This window comes from Polaromonas sp. P4_F9 (assembly GCF_056401235.1).
Genome location: NZ_JBFUJT010000036.1, coordinates 1 through 16,190, shown reverse-complemented (window position 1 = coordinate 16,190; position 16,190 = coordinate 1). Strand labels below are relative to the sequence as shown.

Here is a 16,190-nt window from a genome sequence, read left to right as displayed (position 1 = left end):
GGCACGCAGCGTCGGGCTGATTACACTAACCGCAAGTCATTAAAGACACGCAAAGGATCACGTTTTGTTCGTATTGTTTGAAGAGACCGGCAAGTTTCTGGCGGGCCGGATTTTGTCGGAGAGCGATGCATCGCTGCAGGTCGAGCTCGACTCCGGCAAGCGCGTGAAGGTCAAGGCGGCCAACGCGCTGCTGAAGTTTGAAAAGCCCGCCCCCGCCGAGTTGGTGGCCGCCGGGCAAAAATTGAGCGCAGACATCGAACTGGACCTGGCCTGGGAGTTTGCCAGCGAAGAGGAATTCGGCTTTGCCGACCTGGCGCGCGACTATTTCAGTTCCGACGCGTCCAAACCCGCCTCTCTCGAGCAGCAGGCGGCGGCGCTGTTCCGCCTGTTCGAATCGCCGCATTATTTCCGGCGGGCGGGCAAGGGCCGCTTCAAGAAAGCGCCGGCAGAGATCCTGCAGCAGGCATTGGTCGCCATCGAGAAGAAAAAGCAGCTCGCCGCGCAGATTACCGCGTGGGCAGAAGAGCTCGCCCAGGGGCAATGCCCTGCACCGGTGCGCGAGCAGCTTTACAAAATCCTGTTCAAGCCCGACAAGAACAGCGCCGAATACAAGGCCGTGGTCGAGGCTTCGCGCCACACGCACATCGCACCGCTGGACCTGCTGCAAAAAGCCGGTGCCATTGCCTCGCCTTACCAGTTTCACTGGAAGCGCTTTCTGTTTGAAAACTTCCCCAAGGGCACGGCCTTCCCGGCCCTGCAGGCGCCCGAGATCAAGGACGAACTGCCGCTGGCGGACGTGAAAGCGTTTTCCATCGACGACTCCGCCACCACCGAGATCGACGATGCCCTGTCGGTGCAAGGCCTGGGCAGCGGCACGGTCACGCTGGGCATTCACATTGCGGCACCCGGCCTGGTCGTGCTGCCCGGCAGCGCGATTGATGCCGTGGGCCGCGCGCGGCTGTCCACGGTGTACATGCCGGGCTACAAGCTGACCATGCTGCCCGACGAGATCGTCAAGACCTATACGCTGCTGGAGGGCCGCAACTGCCCCGCGCTGTCGCTCTATCTCACGCTGGACGAAGCCACCTTCGAGATCAAGGCAAGCGCCACGCGGCTGGAACAGGTGCCCATCGTCAGCAACCTGCGGCACGACGTGCTGGACAGCGTCTTCACCGAGGCGTTTTTTGAAGCGGCCCAGGCCAGCCCGCCGGTGGATGTCCAGTGGGGTGTGGAACTGTCCTTTCTGCACCGCCTGGCCAGGCACCTGAAGGCCCAGCGTGAAGTCGTGCGCGGCAAGCCTGAAAACTTCAACCGGCCCGACTACAACTTTCGGCTCGACAACCCGTCCGGCCAGGAGCCGCAGGGCGACGAGGCGGTCAGCATCAGCATCCGCCAGCGCGGCGCGCCACTCGACCTGATCGTGGCCGAGGCCATGATCCTGGCCAACAGCACCTGGGGCCAGTGGCTGGCCGAGCACGGCGTGCCCGGCATTTACCGCAGCCAGGCCAGCCTGGCGCCCGGCGTGAAGGTGCGCATGGGCACCAAGGCCCTGCCGCATGCGGGGATTGGCGTCAAAAGCTATGCCTGGAGCACCTCGCCGCTGCGCCGCTACACCGACCTGGTCAACCAGTGGCAAATCATTGCCTGCGCACGGCACGGCCGAACGGCGGCCCTGGCGGCGCCCTTCAAACCCAAGGATGCCGAGCTGTTTTCCATCATCTCGGGATTCGACGCCGCCTACAGCGCCTACAACGGCTTCCAGGCCGGCATCGAGCGCTACTGGACACTCAAATACCTTCAGCAAAACGGCATCACCGAACTGACGGCCACCGCCTTCAAGGACAACCTGGTGCGTGCCGACGACCTGCCGCTGGTGCTGCCTGCGATGGGCGCGCAGGGCCTGCCGCGCGGCGCCAAAGTACGCGTGAAACTGGGCGCGATTGACGAAATCACCCTGGACATTTCAGGCACCGTGACCGAGCGGCTGGATACCGTGGCGGATGAATCAGCGGCGCCGATGGAAGAAGAAGACAGCGAGGCCGACCTGGCCGCCGGTCCGATCTCGATTGCGGTCGATGTCGACGAGCCGGCAGCCGATGGCGCGCCTGCGCCTGCGCCTGCACTTGCAGCGGCTGATTGACACCGATAAGCCCGATAATCCCCTCTTGTGAAGTCACCAAGCACACTGCAAATTGCCCTGGGCGTCTCCATCGCCCTCCACGCGGTGCTGCTGACCGCGCGCTTTGTCGATCCGGAGCGCTTTAACCGCGTGTTCCAGGACACACCGCTGGAAGTGATTCTGGTCAACGCGAAATCCCGTGAAAAACCGGACTTTGCCAAAGCCATTGCGCAAGCCTCGCTGGCAGGTGGCGGCCAGCTTGAAAAAGGCCGCGCCACCTCTCCCCTGCCGCCCTCGGCCCTGACCGAAATGGGTGATGCCAGCGACGAGACGCAGCGACAGATCGAATCGCTGCATGAGCAGCAGACCCAGCTGCTGACGCAAATCAAGAAACAGCTGGCCTCGATGCCGCCACCCGACATGACGCAGGCGGCCACCAACCCTGCGCACGCCGATCGTGAGGAAAAGCGCCGGCAGCTCGTGAAGATACTGGCCGAAATTGAACGGCGCATCAATGAAGAGAATGCCCGGCCCAAAAAGCGCTACATCAGTCCGGCGACCCGCGAAGAGGTTTATGCGGTGTACTACGACGAGCTGCGCCGCAAGATCGAGGACAAGGGAACCGTAAACTTTCCCGAACTGGCCGGAAAAAAACTGTATGGCGAGCTCACCATGGTCATGACCGTGAATTTTGATGGCCGCATCCTGGACACCGAAGTGGCAGAAACTTCCGGCAACCTGACACTGGACCGCAGGGCCCAAAGCATCGTCCGCGGCACCGGCCCCTTCGGCCGGTTCACCGAGGCCATGCGCCGCAAGGCGGACCAGATCGTGGTGGTGTCCCGTTTCAAGTTCACGCGCGACGACACACTGGAAACCCGGCTGACCAACCGCTAAGCCATCGCCCGACCCCGTCCGACCCTCCCGACCCTCTACCCCTGCTAACAACGCTCCAATGCCTCCCGACTTCAATCATGCATAAGCATTGCATTCATGGATAAGTACTTCGTTCTGGGCAACCCGATTCAACACAGCAAATCGCCGCTGATCCATGCCCGCTTTGCCGAACTGACTGGCCAGGCGCTGGAATACGACCGGCTGCTGACGCCGCTCGACGGTTTCGCCGCAACGCTCGCCCAACTGGTGCAGAGCGGCGCGCGCGGCTGCAACGTCACGGTTCCGTTCAAATTTGAGGCCTTTCAGGCAGCCGGCACGCAGAGCGACCGGGCGCAGCTGGCCCAGGCTGCCAACACCCTGAAGCTGGATGGCAACACCATTTACGCCGACAACACCGATGGCATAGGGCTCGTCAACGACATCCAGAACAACGCCGGCGTTTCGCTGGCCGGGCGCGACGTCCTGCTCATAGGCGCCGGCGGCGCGGGCGCCGGTGCGCTGGCACCGCTGCTGGCAGCCGGGCCCCGGCGGCTGGTGCTGGTGAACCGCACCCGGGCCAAGGCAGATGCACTGGTGGCGCGCCACAGGGCACATGCCTCGCTTCAGCACGTGCGGCAAACAACCGAGCTGTCATCCGAGGATCTACAAGGACTGGAGGGCTGTTTTGATGTCGTCATCAACGCCAGCGCAAGCAGCCTTGCCGGTGGTGGCGTACCGGTCGACAGCCGCGTGCTCAAGCCCGGCGCGCTGGCTTACGACATGATGTACGGCCCCGCGGCGGCCGGTTTCATGACCTGGGCCCGGGAACACGGTGCCACGCCGCGTGACGGCCTGGGCATGCTGGTCGAACAGGCCGCCGAGGCGTTTGAGCTGTGGCGTGGCGTGCGGCCGCCATCGCAGCAGGTGCTGCGGGAAATGCGCGCGGACATGCAAGCGCCAGGTACATGAAAGCGCTGCTGCGCCTGCTGGGTCTGGCCCTGCTGGCGGGTCTGGCCCTGCAGATTTATTTTGTGGCCCGCATTGCGCTGATGACCGTGGTCAACCCCGAATCGACCGCCTTTCAGCGCTCTGAAATTTACCTCGTCGCCCGGCATACCGGAACGCTGAAATGGCGCCAGCAGTGGGTGCCCTACGTGGCTCTGCCAGACCACCTCAAACGCGCGGTGATTGCATCGGAAGATGCCAGTTTCGCCGAGCACGAAGGCGTGGACATGGAGGCGCTGGAGAAAGCCTGGGAAAAAAACGCCAGGGCGGAGCAGCGCGCCGCGCAGCTGGGCAGCCGCCTGGCCCCCACCCGGGCGGCCAAACCAGCGAAGATCATTGGTGGCTCCACCATCACCCAGCAACTGGCCAAAAACCTGTTCCTGTCGGGTGAGCGCACACTGCTGCGCAAGGGCCAGGAGCTGCTGCTGACGCTGCTGTTGGAAGCCCTCCTGGACAAGCGGCGCATTCTGGAGATTTACCTCAACAGCGTCGAGTGGGGAGAAGGCGTGTTTGGCGCCGAAGCCGCCGCCCAGCACTACTACCGCAAACCGGCGGCCCGGTTGAGCGCCTATGAAGCCGCGCGCCTGGCCGTGATGCTGCCGCGGCCCAAGTATTTTGAAACCCGGCCGGGCTCGGGCTACCTGGCCTCACGCGCCAGCACCATTGCGGCGCGCATGGGCGGTGTGGAACTGCCTTGACAGCCCATGAACGATAAAGTGTCTCCGGTTTTGGCCAAACTCATGAGCATGTTTTTGCTGGGACTGATTCGCTTGCTGACCGGTGCCCAGGCGCGCTGGCAGGGCTGCCCGCCCAAGGCCGAGCAGCGGATTTACTTTGCCAACCACCAGAGCCATGTGGATCTGGTGCTCATGTGGGCCGCCCTGCCCGAAGAGCTGCGCAGCATCACGCGGCCCATCGCGGCCAAGGATTACTGGACCAAAACGCCGTTCAAGAAATGGATCACCACGGCGGTGTTCAACGCCATTTATGTGGACCGCGTCAAAACCGGCGAGCAGGATCCGCTGGAGCCCCTGATTGAGGCGCTCACCAACGGCGACTCCATCATCCTGTTTCCGGAGGGCACCCGGGGCAACCACGAGGAGCCACAGAATTTCAAGTCCGGCCTGTACAACCTGGCGCAGAAATTCCCCCAGGTCGTGCTGGTGCCGGCCTGGATCAACAACGTACAGCGGGTGATGCCCAAGGGAGAAGTGGTGCCCGTGCCCATCCTGTGCTCGGTCACGTTTGGAGCCCCCATCGCGGTGGGCGCCGGGGAGGACCGGGGCAGTTTTCTGGCCCGCGCGCGCCAGGCCGTCATGGACCTCCGGCAAACCTGATCAACCGCAGACGCCCTGATGAACACCTTTTTGCGCAACCTGTCACCCGGCCAGCAGGTGGGCCTGCTTTTTGTGGTGGTTTTTGGCCTGCTGCTCATCATCAGTGCGGCCGCGTTTGTCTTGTCCCTGCAGGACCGGCATGAGGATGACCTGCATACCCAAAAGCTCAAGGACTTCAATGGCCTGCTGAGAACCTCGTGGGTGATGTGCACGGTGTTCTGGGTCGGCTGGACACTGGGTGAAACCGTGGCCACGGTGCTGTTTGGCCTGGTGGCATTTTTTGCGCTGCGCGAATTCATCACCCTCTCGCCGACCCGGCAGGGCGATCACCGCAGCCTGGTGCTGGCTTTTTTTGTGGTGCTGCCGCTGCAGTTTGCCCTCGTCATCACCCGGCATTTCGACCTCGTCACCGTGTTCATCCCGGTGTATGTGTTCCTGGCAATTCCGGTGGTCAGCGCGTTGGCAGACGACCCGCACCGCTTTTTGGAGCGCAACGCCAAATTGCAGTGGGGCATCATGGTCTGCGTCTACGGCATCAGCCATGTGCCGGCCCTGCTGCTGCTGAAGTTTCCGAATTACCAGGGCAAGAATGCCTTCCTCGTGTTTTTCCTGGTGTTTGTCGTGCAGAGCTGCATGATCGTGCAGCACCTGGCCAGCCGCCGGCTGGCGCGAGCGCCGATTGCGCCCAATGTCAGCCAAAGCTTTGAATGGACCAGCTGGCTGACCGCTGTGGTCGTGGCCAGCCTGGTCGGCGGCCTGATGGCGGGCCTGACGCCCTTCAAGCCGGCCCAGGCGGTGGCGATGGCCCTGATCGCCTGCGTGGCCGGCTCCATGGGGCACCTGGTGATGAAGGCCCTCAAACGCGACCGCGGGATTACCAACTGGGGTTCGGAAGGAAAGTCAGTCACCGGCGCCAGCGGTTTGCTGGACCGCGTCGATGCCCTGTGTTTTGCCGCACCGATATTTTTCCATTCGGTTCGATGGTATTTTGGCCTTTAGCCCTTTCATTTCACTTTCATTTCAAATCCTGCGCAAGCAGCTACCAAATTTATAGCCTATGCGTATTCTTGGAATTGACCCTGGCTTGCAGATCGCCGGATTCGGCGTGGTCGAAGTCGACGGCCCGCACTTGCACTATGTGGCCAGCGGCACCATCAAGACCACGCACATGGTGCGCGGCGACCTGCCGGCCCGGCTGAAGGTGCTGTTTGACGGGGTACGGGAAGTGGTGCAGCGCTACCAGCCCGACATGGCCTCGGTGGAGATCGTCTTTACCAACGTCAACCCGCAGGCCACGCTGCTGCTGGGGCAGGCGCGCGGTGCCTGCATCACCGCGCTGGTCTCCAGCGATCTCGCCGTGGCCGAATACACGGCCCTGCAAATGAAGAAGGCGGTGGCCGGCTATGGCAAGGCCGGCAAGGCCGAGGTGCAGCAGATGGTGATGCGGCTGCTCAAGCTGCCAGCCCTCCCCGGCAAGGACGCCGCCGACGCGCTGGGCCTGGCCATCACCCACGCCCATGCGGGGCGTTCAACGGCCATTTTGGCGGCAGCCACGGCGTTGAAGCCCAACGCCAGCGCTTCCTACAAAGCGGGTCGTCACTATTGAGCGTGCTGTCAGCGTGCTCGAGCGTGCTGTCGCCTTGGGGAAGAGGCTGGTCACGGGTGCGCCGCCTTCATGGACGCACCTTTGCCATCAACCGCTGCCGACCGAGGTAGATGCTGGCCAACGCTAATGTCGTAAAGACGCGTGTCGGTTCTTGGCCGGGCCTCGGTAGTGCGCCTTGCCAAAGCCCTACTCGTCATGCTGTCGCTCTCCTCAGGGCTTGAGACCGCCCTACACGCGATACTTTCCGAGTGTCTTTCCCGCTCGAGCATGCGTCGAAGTGTCCCGATTACGCTGGGAGTCTTGGTCGAGATCGATGTGACCGCCAGAGTCGCCGCCTAACCCTACTGGTTCAGCGAGACTTATCAACTCCATTCCGACAACCGCCCCGACACCAACCCAAACCTCCGCCCGCACCGCGTTGCCAGCGTTTCATCATGCGTGACCAGCACAAACGCGGTGCCGAAATCACGCGCCAGTTGCAGCATCAACTCAAACACACCGTCGGCCGTAGACCTGTCGAGGTTGCCGGTCGGCTCGTCTGCCAGCACGCAGGCGGGCTGCGTGACCAGTGCACGTGCGATGGCCACGCGCTGGCGCTCGCCGCCTGAGAGCTCGGACGGGCGGTGATGGATGCGGTCTTTCAGGCCCACGCTCGCCAGCATGTTGGTAGCGGTTTGCGCAGATTCCACTGGGGTTTGGCGCCTGATCCATAAGGGCATGGCGACGTTGTCCAGGGCACTGAACTCGGGCAGCAGGTGGTGGAACTGGTAGACAAAGCCCAGGTGCTGGTTGCGCAAGCGGCCCTGCTCGGCCGCTGACAGCGTTGACAGGGTTTGGCCCATCAGCTCGACCTGCCCGCTGGTGGGCGCATCGAGCCCGCCCATCAAATGCAGCAAGGTGCTTTTGCCCGAACCCGAAGCGCCGACGATGGCCAGCGTTTCGCCGGCATGCACCTGCAGGTCTACGCCGTGCAGCACGGTCAGGTCGATCGGGCCTTCGTGAAAGCGTTTGGTGAGGCCGCTGGCCTTGAGCACCACTTTGTTTTGGAGCGGGGAGCCCTCACCCCTGCCCTCTCCCAGGGGGAGAGGGAGTGAAGCCTTGGGGAGCGAAGCCTCGCGGAGTGAATCCATGTTGTCTTTATTCATAACGCAGGGCCTCGGCGGGGTTCACCTGGCTGGCGCGCCAGCTGGGGTAAATGGTCGCCAGAAAAGCCAGCACCAGCGAGATGACGACAATCGGCATGATGTCGGCGTACTGCGGTTCGCTGGGCATGCGGCTGATCAGGTAGATGTCGCGGGGCAGGAAGCTCGCATTGAGCAGCCGCTCCAGCGCCGGCACGATGATGTCGATATTCAGGGCGATGCCCAGGCCCAGGAGCAGGCCCGAGAAGGTGCCGATCACGCCGACCAGGGCGCCTTGCACCATGAATATCTTCATGATGCTCTGGGGGCTGGCGCCCAGGGTGCGCAGGATGGCAATGTCGGCGCGCTTGTCGGTCACCGTCATCACCAGCGTGCTGACGAGGTTGAAGGCCGCCACCGCCACGATCAGCGTCAGGATGATGAACATCATGCGTTTTTCGAGCTGCACCGCCGCAAACCAGGTCTTGTTCTGCCGCGTCCAGTCGCGAATCAGCAGGTCCCCGGTCAGGCTTCTGGACAGTTCCAGCGCCACCTCGCGCGCCTGGTGCAAATCTTTCAGCTTGACGCGGATGCCGGTAGGGCCCTCCAGCCTGAAAATCCTGGCGGCATCGTCCTGGTGCAGCATGACGAGCGCGGAGTCGTATTCATAGTGGCCCGAGTCGAAGGTGCCCACCACCGTCATTTGCTTGAGGCGCGGCACCACGCCCGCCGGCGTGACCTGGCCGCTGGGCGCGATCAGGGTGACGGTGTCGCCTTCACGCACACCCATGGACCGCGCCAGTTCGCCGCCCAGCACCACGCCAAAGCCGCCGCTGACCAGCTTGGGAAAGGCGGTGTCTTTCAATTGCACGGCCAGGTCGGTGACCTGCCCTTCCAGCGCCGGATCGATGCCGCGCACCAGCGTGCCTTTCATGTCTTCGCCGCGCGCGAGCAGGGCCTGCGCGGCAATGAAGGTGGCAGCACCTGCGACCTGCGGGTTGGCCTTGATCTCGGCCAGGGTTTTCTGCGGGTCGGGCAGGGCTGCGCCATTGGGCGCGAGCACCTCGATGTGCGAAATCACGCCAAGCATGCGGTCGCGCACTTCCTTCTGGAAGCCGTTCATCACGCTCAACACGATGATCAGCGCGGCCACACCCAGCGCGATGCCCAGCATGGACACGCCCGAAATAAAAGAGATAAAGCCGTTGCGCCGCGTGGCCCGGCCAGCCCGGGTGTAGCGCCAGCCCAGAATCAACTCGTAGGGGATTTGCATTCTTAACCTGGCAACCGCAGCTGACCGCTTGTCATTGATCTGAACGAACATTTGTAAATTGACATTTCTTGCCTTCACGACCGATATCGTTGAACGAACACGCTACACGCCAAGGGCGCGTCCAGCTACCGTTACCAGGTTCAATTGTGGCATCCCGGACAATAGCCCCATGCCAGCCCCGTCCTCATCCCCGCCAGCTTCCCCACCCCCTCACCTGCTGATTCCATTTGCAGCCTGCAGCACGGAGGCATGGCTGCCGGCCATGCAGGCGCTGCCACGCGACAGCACGCGCCATCTCGGCGAGCTGCTGCGCGGCATGAAACAGACACACATGGATACGGGCGAGGCCTATTCGCTGTCGCCGCCGCACGAACGCGCTCTGGGCCGGGCGCTGGGCCTGGTTCAGCCCGGCACGCCGGACGGACTGATTCCCTGGGCGGCCGGGGATGCAGCCGGGCAGGGGCATGACGCGGGCAACAAAGCCTGGGCCTGGGTCACGCCCTGCCACTGGGCCATGGGGCGCGAACACGCCACACTGACCGACCCGGCCGCGCTGGCCCTGCGTGAAGACGAATCGCGCGCCCTGCTGGCGGCCATGCAACCCTACTTTGAAACCGACGGCATCACGCTGCATTACCTGTCACCCGAGCGCTGGCTGGCCGAGGGCGAGCTGTTTCGCACCCTGCCCACGGCCTCGCTGGACCGGGTGCTGGGGCGCAACGTGGATGCGTGGTTGCCCGACGCCGGCAGCGCCAGCCACCGCACGCAGGAGGCACACGAGGTGAAAAGCGCAGCGGCCAAAATCATGCGGCGTTTGCAAAATGAAATGCAGATGCTGCTTTACACGCACCCCTTGAATGACGAGCGGGCCGCGCGACGCCAGTTGCCGGTCAACTCCTTCTGGCTCAGCGGTACCGGCGCATTGCCGTCCTTGCCGGCGCCCGGGGTGAATGGTCAGGTCAGCGTGCCGCGCGGCCTGGCCCAGGCCGCCTTTCATGATGACTGGGCCGCTTACGCGCAAGCCTGGGCCGCACTGGATGCGGGTGAAATCGCCGGCCTGCTGAGGCGCCAGCGCATGGGCGAGTCCGTGCGCCTGACCCTGTGCGGTGAGCGCAGCGCCCAAACCTATGAAAGCAGCCGCCCCGGCCTGCTTGCCAGAGTGTCCAGCCTTTTAGCCCCCACCCTACCGGCGGACGTGCTCAAACAACTCTGATCAAACAGCTCCAAGCAGGCAGTTCCAATCAGGCAGCTCTAAAAATAGCTCTAAAAATGACAGTAAGAATCACACCATGAAAATTCAGGTACGCGACGTGCCGCCGCGCAGCGTCTGGGCGCTGCAACAGGGCGGCGTTCACCCCTTGCTGGCGCAGCTCTATGCGGCGCGGGGTGTTCACTCGATGGAGGAACTCGACGACGGCCTGGGCAAATTGCTGCCGCCGGCCTCGCTGCGCGGCAACCGCGAAGCCGCACAGTTGCTGGCCGATGCCATGGCCGCCGGGAAGAAAATCTGCGTGGTGGCCGACTACGACTGCGACGGCGCCACCGCCTGCGCCGTAGCCCTGCGCGGCCTGCGCCTGCTGGGTGCACAGAACGTTGGCTACCTGGTGCCCGACCGGGTGATTGACGGCTACGGGCTCACGCCGCCGATTGCCGAGCGCGTCAAGGCCACCGGCGCGGATGTGCTGGTCACTGTGGACAACGGCATTGCCAGCCTGGAGGGCGTGGCACGGGCCAAGGCGCTGGGCATGCAGGTACTGGTGACCGACCACCACCTGCCGGCGCTGCATGACGGCCAGGTGGTGCTGCCCGCCGCCGACGTGATCGTCAACCCGAACCAGCCCGATTGCAGCTTTGAAAGCAAATCGATGGCCGGTGTGGGCGTGATGTTTTATGTGCTGCTGGCGCTGCGCGCCGAGCTGCGCGAGCGTGGCGTGTTCGGCCGTCCCGCCGCCGGGCCGCCCCTAGGGGGGACAGCCCCCTCGGGGGGCAGCACAGCACACGAAGTGGCAAGCGTGGGGGCCATTCCTCAACCGAAGCTGGACACACTGCTGCCGCTGGTCGCACTCGGCACGGTGGCCGATGTGGTCAGGCTGGACGCCAACAACCGCCGCCTGGTGGCGCAGGGACTCAAGCGCATTCGCGCGGGCGCGCTGCCGGCCGGCCTGGCAGGCCTGTTCACCGCGGCCGGCCGCCACGCAGCGCTGGCCACCACCTTCGATTTCGGCTTTGCACTCGGCCCGCGCATCAATGCGGCCGGCCGCCTCGCCGACATGACGCTGGGCATTGAATGCCTGCTCACGGACGACGCGGCGCGGGCCGACGAGCTGGCCCGCATGCTGGACGGCATCAACCGCGAACGCCGGGACATCGAAGCGGGCATGCGCGAGCAGGCCCAACTGGCGGCTGACGCCATGATTGATGAGGATGAAGAACCGCCACCGGCCATCGCGATTTTTGACCCCGAGTTTCACGAAGGCGTGGTCGGCATCGTGGCCTCGCGCATCAAGGACAAACTGCATCGCCCAACCTTTGTCTTCGCCGCCAGCCAGGCGCCGGGCAAGGAACACGAGCTCAAGGGTTCGGGCCGCTCGATTGCCGGCTTTCACCTGCGCGACGCGTTGGACCTGGTCGCCAAACGCCACCCCGGCGTGCTGCTGCGTTTTGGTGGCCACGCCATGGCGGCCGGCTGCACCATTGCCGAAGAGCGCTTTGAGCAGTTCGAACAAGCGCTGCAACAAGTCGCCCACGAGTGGCTGGACGCCGCCACGCTGACGCGGCGCATGGACACTGACGGCCCGCTGCCGGCCGAGTACCGCCGCACCGATGTGGTGGACACCTTGCACCGGGAAGTCTGGGGACAGGGGTTTGCGGCCCCCACCTTCAGCGAGGAAGTCGAGGTGGTGTCGCAACGGCTGGTGGGTGAAAAACACCTGGCCCTGAAACTGAAACATCAGGGCCAGCCGGTGGACGGTATCTGGTTCGGCCACACCACGGCACTGCCCGCACGCGTGACGATCGCGTTCAGGCTGGATGCCGATGAGTGGCAGGGCGTCAAGCGCGTGCGCTTTTTGGTGGAAGGCGCCGAGCTTTAGCGTGGTTTTGTAGGGTGTGTCGCGGGGGCTTGCGGGCGAGACGGCAACACCGCGCTGGTTGTCTGCCTGCGTGTAGAGGGCCCTGTCCGACGGTGCTTGGGTGGAGCCGCCTACAGTCCGGCACAGGAGCGGCGGCAATGATTGGCGTATAGCTACGCTGCATCGGCGCGTCAACTACCCAAAGGACATCATGAACACCATCATTTACATCGTAGGCCTCGTCGTGATCATCGGCGTCATCCTGTCGTATTTCGGTTTTCGCTAACTCATCCTTGCGAGCTGCGATAGCCAGCTGGCGATGGCTAGCTGACGATGGCGTAGTCTCCGCCACGCTCCAGGGCACGCTGGTAAGCCGGCCTGGCATGAATGCGTTGCAAAAAATCCATCAGCCGGGGCCGGCTGGCGTTGAGCCCGCCCCGCGCGGCAGCGGCTTCCAGCGGGAAACTCATCTGAATGTCGGCGCCGCTGAATTCGTCACCGGCAAACCAGCCGCTCTCGCCCAGTGAGGCTTCCAGATAATCCAGGTGCTGCCTGATCTGCGGCTCGATGAAGGATGCCTTGACCTTGCCGGCAATCGCCCGGGCAATCGGCTTGACCAAAAACGGCATGGGCGCGGTCTCAATCCTGTCGAACACCAGCTTGAGCAAGAGCGGTGGCATGGCCGAGCCCTCGGCGTACTGCAGCCAGCAGGTGTAGCGCAAACGCGCCGGCGTACCGGTAGCGGGGGCCAGGCGCCCCGCGCCATGACGCTCGATGAGGTAGTCGATGATGGCTCCTGACTCCGCCAGCGTCAGATCGCCGTCGGTGATGACGGGCGACTTGCCCAGCGGGTGCACCGCGCGCAGCGAAGCCGGCGCCAGCATGGTTTGGGGATCGCGCTCGTAACGCTGAATGTCATAGGCCAGGCCCAGCTCTTCAAGCAGCCAGACGATGCGCTGTGAACGGGAATTGTTCAGGTGGTGAAGGGTGATCATGGGCAATTCCCAGGTGAGATCAAAGGTCAAATCAAAGGCAAATCAAAGGTAAAGGTCAAATTGAGCAGCCATGGCAGGCAATGGCCTCTTCCTCCAATAGCAAAAACTGGGCCCCACCCGCGCCCGGTCAGCCGTATTCGCTGCAGCCGCAGGTCATAGCGCCTAAAATGGGATTGTGACGTTCAAAAACATCCTCAATGCCGACCTGCATTGCCATTCCGTCGTATCCGACGGCACCTTGACCCCGGAGGCCCTGGCAGAGCGCGCCAAAACCAACGGCGTGGAGTTGTGGGCCCTGACAGACCATGACGAGATTGGCGGCCAGCAGCGTGCCGCGGCCGCCGCCAGTGCGCAGGGGCTGTATTACCTCACCGGAACGGAAATATCGGTCACCTTTGCCGGCGAGACCGTGCACATTGTGGGCCTGGGTTTTGATGCCGACGATGCAGACTTGCAGCAAGGTCTGCGCAACACGCGGGGCGGGCGTGAGCAGCGTGCCATGGAAATGTCTGACGGCCTGGCCAAGGTAGGCATCAAAGGGGCTTACGAAGGGGCCCTGAAGTTTGTCGGCAACCCCGAGCTGATTTCGCGCACGCACTTTGCCCGCTTTCTGGTGGAGTCCGGCGTGTGCCGCGAAACAGCCGACGTCTTTCGCAAATACCTCACCGAAGGCAAACCCGGTTATGTGCCCCACCGCTGGGCCAATCTGCGTGACGCTGTGGGCTGGATCACGAAGGCCCAGGGCGTGGCGGTGATCGCCCATCCGGGCCGTTACAAGTTCACACCCAATGAAGAGTACGCGCTCTTCACCGAATTCAAGGCGCATGGGGGGCAAGGGGTTGAAGTCGTCACGGGCAGCCACACCCCGCAGGAATACCTGAAATACGCCGAAACCGCCCGGGAATTCGGCCTGGCGGCCTCGCGCGGCAGCGACTTTCACAGCCCCGACGAGAGCCACACTGACCTGGGCACCCTGCCCTTTTTGCCGGGTGAGCTCACCCCGGTATGGGACCTGCTGGCGGACCGGATCCAGTAATGGCCGGCCCCGCAAGAACCGCTCCCCACGCTCTGACCGGCATCGCGCTCCAGGTGGCGGCGATGGCCTGCTTTGCCCTGCTGGACACCACCACCAAATTCATCAGCGCGAGTGTGCCGGTGCTGATGGCCCTGTGGTTCCGCTATGCCTTCCAGGCGGTTGCCACCACGGTGGCCGTGCTGCCGACGCGCGGCCGCTCGCTGCTGCGCACGGCTCACCCCCGCTTTCAATGCCTGCGTGGCGTGCTGCTGCTGACCTCGAGCATGCTGGCGTTCTTCAGCCTCAAGTACATGCCGGTAGGCGAATTCACGGCCATCGTGATGATCTCGCCGCTCATCATCACCCTGCTCGCCTCGCTGACGCTGGGCGAGCGGGTCTCGGTGCTGCGCTGGGCGCTGGTGGTCGGCGGCTTCATGGGCACCCTGATCATCATCCGCCCGGGCGACGACACCTTTGACTGGACGATGCTGCTGCCGCTGGCGCTGGTGGCCTGCCACGCCTGGTTCCAGATCCTGACCAGCCGCCTCGCCCGCACTGAAGACCCCGTCACCATGCATTTTTATACCGGCTGGGTGGGCACACTGATCGCATCGCTGGCGCTGCCGTTTGCCTGGACGTGGCTGGACTCCTGGACGCTGTGGGCTGGCCTGATGCTCATGGGGGTCATGGGCACCGTTGGGCATTTCATGATGATCCTGGCCTATGGCCGGGCGCCGGCGTCGACCCTGACACCCTTTCTCTATACCCAGATCGGCTTTGCCATGATAGGCGGCTGGCTGGCGTTTTCACATGTGCCCGATCGCTGGTCGATATTCGGCATAGCGCTGATTGCGGTGTGCGGTGCAGCCGGCGCGTGGCTGTCTGTGCGCGAGACCCGGCTGCCCGTTGCCCCCCCTGAATCCTGAAACACCGCCATGGCCCAGTTTTTCGAAGTTCATCCCGACAATCCCCAGCCGCGGCTGCTCAAACAGGCGGTGAACCTGCTTGCGCGCGGGGGCGTCGCAGCCGTACCGACCGACTCCAGCTACGCGCTGGTCTGCCATCTGGACGACAAGGCCGCGGCCGACAGCCTGCGCCGTATTCGCGGGGTGGATGACAAGCACCACCTCACGCTGCTGTGCCGCGACCTGAGCGAGCTGGCCAACTATGCGCGGGTCGACAACAAGCAGTTCCGCCTGCTCAAGGCGGCCACGCCCGGGCCCTACACCTTCATCCTGGAGGCCAGCAAGGAAGTGCCACGGCGTCTCAGCCACCCGTCCCGCAAAACCATCGGCCTGCGCGTGCCCGGGCACAAGACGCTGCAGGCCTTGCTGGAGCTGCACGGCGCGCCGCTGCTGGCCACCACGCTGATCCTTCCCGGACCCGGCAGCCCGCCTCACGAACCGCTCAACGACGCGCGTGAGATCCGCGACCAGCTGGAGCATGAACTGGCCGCCGTGATCGACGCGGGCGCCTGCCACCAGGCGCCCACCACCGTGATCGACCTGACGCCCATGGGCGAGGGCGGCGAACCGGTGGTGGTCCGCAAAGGCCGTGGCGATCTGGCGGCGCTGGGTCTGTCGGGCTAAGAACCTGTTTACGATCTAAACGGGGCCGCGCAAGCACCTTCTCGGGATGGGATGCAAGGCGCGGTGCGCCGCCCATAGCTTGGGCTATGGGCAAGCGCCGCAACGCCGCAGACCGCCCGAGAAGGCGCTTGCCCTTCGGGTTGGGGTGACGCAAACGCGGTCGCGTTTGCATCCCCATGGGGC

15 protein-coding genes and 1 pseudogene are annotated in these 16,190 nt (G+C 64.0%); 12 read left to right on the top strand and 4 right to left on the bottom strand.

The annotated features are described in order from the left end of the window. Positions 1 to 64 precede the first annotated feature (64 nt). The 7 genes from AC1DUB_RS23770 to ruvC all read left to right on the top strand — a co-directional run bounded on the left by AC1DUB_RS23770 (position 65) and on the right by ruvC (position 6,943). Positions 65 to 2,140 carry a ribonuclease catalytic domain-containing protein gene (locus tag AC1DUB_RS23770; protein WP_477731626.1) on the top strand — a complete coding sequence of 692 codons (2,076 nt, stop codon included), beginning with the start codon at positions 65 to 67 and terminating at the stop codon, positions 2,138 to 2,140. Between the two features lie 27 nt (positions 2,141 to 2,167). Continuing rightward, positions 2,168 to 3,016 (top strand): energy transducer TonB, encoded by an 849-nt coding sequence (locus AC1DUB_RS23765; protein WP_477731625.1) that lies wholly within the window; start codon positions 2,168 to 2,170, stop codon positions 3,014 to 3,016. A 96-nt stretch (positions 3,017 to 3,112) separates the two neighbouring features. After that, positions 3,113 to 3,964, top strand: coding sequence for a shikimate dehydrogenase (aroE, locus tag AC1DUB_RS23760; protein ID WP_477731624.1), 852 nt, complete (start codon positions 3,113 to 3,115; stop codon positions 3,962 to 3,964). Continuing rightward, on the top strand, positions 3,961 to 4,698 hold the full coding sequence (gene mtgA / locus AC1DUB_RS23755) for a monofunctional biosynthetic peptidoglycan transglycosylase (RefSeq protein ID WP_477731623.1): 738 nt from the start codon (positions 3,961 to 3,963) through the stop codon (positions 4,696 to 4,698). The genes aroE and mtgA overlap by 4 nt, the downstream gene beginning before the upstream one ends. Before the next feature lie 6 nt (positions 4,699 to 4,704). Then, complete coding sequence (locus AC1DUB_RS23750) at positions 4,705 to 5,337, top strand: lysophospholipid acyltransferase family protein (RefSeq protein ID WP_477720579.1); 633 nt, start codon at positions 4,705 to 4,707, stop codon at positions 5,335 to 5,337. Positions 5,338 to 5,355: 18 nt separating this feature from the next. Further along, the gene (locus AC1DUB_RS23745; RefSeq protein WP_477731622.1) at positions 5,356 to 6,336 is read left to right on the top strand and encodes a phosphatidate cytidylyltransferase; all 981 of its coding nucleotides are present in this window, start codon (positions 5,356 to 5,358) and stop codon (positions 6,334 to 6,336) included. Between the two features lie 58 nt (positions 6,337 to 6,394). Beyond that, on the top strand, positions 6,395 to 6,943 hold the full coding sequence (gene ruvC, locus AC1DUB_RS23740) for a crossover junction endodeoxyribonuclease RuvC (protein ID WP_477731621.1): 549 nt from the start codon (positions 6,395 to 6,397) through the stop codon (positions 6,941 to 6,943). A gap of 67 nt (positions 6,944 to 7,010) precedes the next feature. Here the strand turns inward: ruvC and AC1DUB_RS23735 are convergent. From AC1DUB_RS23735 to AC1DUB_RS23725, 3 genes and pseudogenes are all read right to left on the bottom strand, one after another. Beyond that, a pseudogene (locus tag AC1DUB_RS23735) lies at positions 7,011 to 7,129 on the bottom strand (IS5/IS1182 family transposase); the annotation flags it as partial. Between the two features lie 176 nt (positions 7,130 to 7,305). Continuing rightward, positions 7,306 to 7,980, bottom strand: coding sequence for a lipoprotein-releasing ABC transporter ATP-binding protein LolD (lolD, locus tag AC1DUB_RS23730; protein WP_477731652.1), 675 nt, complete (start codon positions 7,978 to 7,980; stop codon positions 7,306 to 7,308). Between the two features lie 100 nt (positions 7,981 to 8,080). Beyond that, positions 8,081 to 9,337 carry a lipoprotein-releasing ABC transporter permease subunit gene (locus AC1DUB_RS23725; protein WP_477731620.1) on the bottom strand — a complete coding sequence of 419 codons (1,257 nt, stop codon included), beginning with the start codon at positions 9,335 to 9,337 and terminating at the stop codon, positions 8,081 to 8,083. A 169-nt stretch (positions 9,338 to 9,506) separates the two neighbouring features. On the opposite strand from AC1DUB_RS23725, the gene AC1DUB_RS23720 reads away from it, so the two are divergent. Beyond that, positions 9,507 to 10,550: a hypothetical protein gene (locus AC1DUB_RS23720; RefSeq protein ID WP_477731619.1), complete on the top strand. Its 1,044-nt coding sequence runs from the start codon at positions 9,507 to 9,509 to the stop codon at positions 10,548 to 10,550. A 76-nt stretch (positions 10,551 to 10,626) separates the two neighbouring features. Then, the gene (gene recJ / locus AC1DUB_RS23715; RefSeq protein WP_477731618.1) at positions 10,627 to 12,429 is read left to right on the top strand and encodes a single-stranded-DNA-specific exonuclease RecJ; all 1,803 of its coding nucleotides are present in this window, start codon (positions 10,627 to 10,629) and stop codon (positions 12,427 to 12,429) included. Positions 12,430 to 12,731: 302 nt separating this feature from the next. Here the strand turns inward: recJ and AC1DUB_RS23710 are convergent, their stop codons facing one another. Further along, positions 12,732 to 13,403, bottom strand: coding sequence for a glutathione S-transferase family protein (locus tag AC1DUB_RS23710; RefSeq protein WP_477731617.1), 672 nt, complete (start codon positions 13,401 to 13,403; stop codon positions 12,732 to 12,734). A 175-nt stretch (positions 13,404 to 13,578) separates the two neighbouring features. On the opposite strand from AC1DUB_RS23710, the gene AC1DUB_RS23705 reads away from it, so the two are divergent. From AC1DUB_RS23705 to AC1DUB_RS23695, 3 genes are read left to right on the top strand one after another with little or no spacing between them, the layout of a single operon-like run. Next, positions 13,579 to 14,439: a 3',5'-nucleoside bisphosphate phosphatase gene (locus AC1DUB_RS23705; protein WP_477731616.1), complete on the top strand. Its 861-nt coding sequence runs from the start codon at positions 13,579 to 13,581 to the stop codon at positions 14,437 to 14,439. Continuing rightward, positions 14,439 to 15,344: a DMT family transporter gene (locus AC1DUB_RS23700; protein WP_477731615.1), complete on the top strand. Its 906-nt coding sequence runs from the start codon at positions 14,439 to 14,441 to the stop codon at positions 15,342 to 15,344. Before AC1DUB_RS23705 ends, AC1DUB_RS23700 begins: the two co-directional genes overlap by 1 nt. 9 nt (positions 15,345 to 15,353) lie before the next feature. After that, complete coding sequence (locus AC1DUB_RS23695) at positions 15,354 to 16,007, top strand: L-threonylcarbamoyladenylate synthase (RefSeq protein WP_477731614.1); 654 nt, start codon at positions 15,354 to 15,356, stop codon at positions 16,005 to 16,007. Positions 16,008 to 16,190: the final 183 nt, after the last annotated feature.

Excerpts from the sequence above, each read along its gene's own strand:
- AC1DUB_RS23700 (WP_477731615.1), top strand. The coding sequence starts at position 14,439 with ATGGCCGGCCCCGCAAGAACCGCTCCCCACGCTCTGACCGGCATCGCG.
- mtgA (WP_477731623.1), top strand. The coding sequence starts at position 3,961 with ATGAAAGCGCTGCTGCGCCTGCTGGGTCTGGCCCTGCTGGCGGGTCTG.
- AC1DUB_RS23745 (WP_477731622.1), top strand. The coding sequence starts at position 5,356 with ATGAACACCTTTTTGCGCAACCTGTCACCCGGCCAGCAGGTGGGCCTG.
- recJ (WP_477731618.1), top strand. The coding sequence starts at position 10,627 with ATGAAAATTCAGGTACGCGACGTGCCGCCGCGCAGCGTCTGGGCGCTG.
- AC1DUB_RS23750 (WP_477720579.1), top strand. The coding sequence starts at position 4,705 with ATGAACGATAAAGTGTCTCCGGTTTTGGCCAAACTCATGAGCATGTTT.
- AC1DUB_RS23720 (WP_477731619.1), top strand. The coding sequence starts at position 9,507 with ATGCCAGCCCCGTCCTCATCCCCGCCAGCTTCCCCACCCCCTCACCTG.
- AC1DUB_RS23695 (WP_477731614.1), top strand. The coding sequence starts at position 15,354 with ATGGCCCAGTTTTTCGAAGTTCATCCCGACAATCCCCAGCCGCGGCTG.
- AC1DUB_RS23710 (WP_477731617.1), bottom strand. The coding sequence starts at position 13,403 with ATGATCACCCTTCACCACCTGAACAATTCCCGTTCACAGCGCATCGTC.
- AC1DUB_RS23725 (WP_477731620.1), bottom strand. The coding sequence starts at position 9,337 with ATGCAAATCCCCTACGAGTTGATTCTGGGCTGGCGCTACACCCGGGCT.
- ruvC (WP_477731621.1), top strand. The coding sequence starts at position 6,395 with ATGCGTATTCTTGGAATTGACCCTGGCTTGCAGATCGCCGGATTCGGC.
- aroE (WP_477731624.1), top strand. The coding sequence starts at position 3,113 with ATGGATAAGTACTTCGTTCTGGGCAACCCGATTCAACACAGCAAATCG.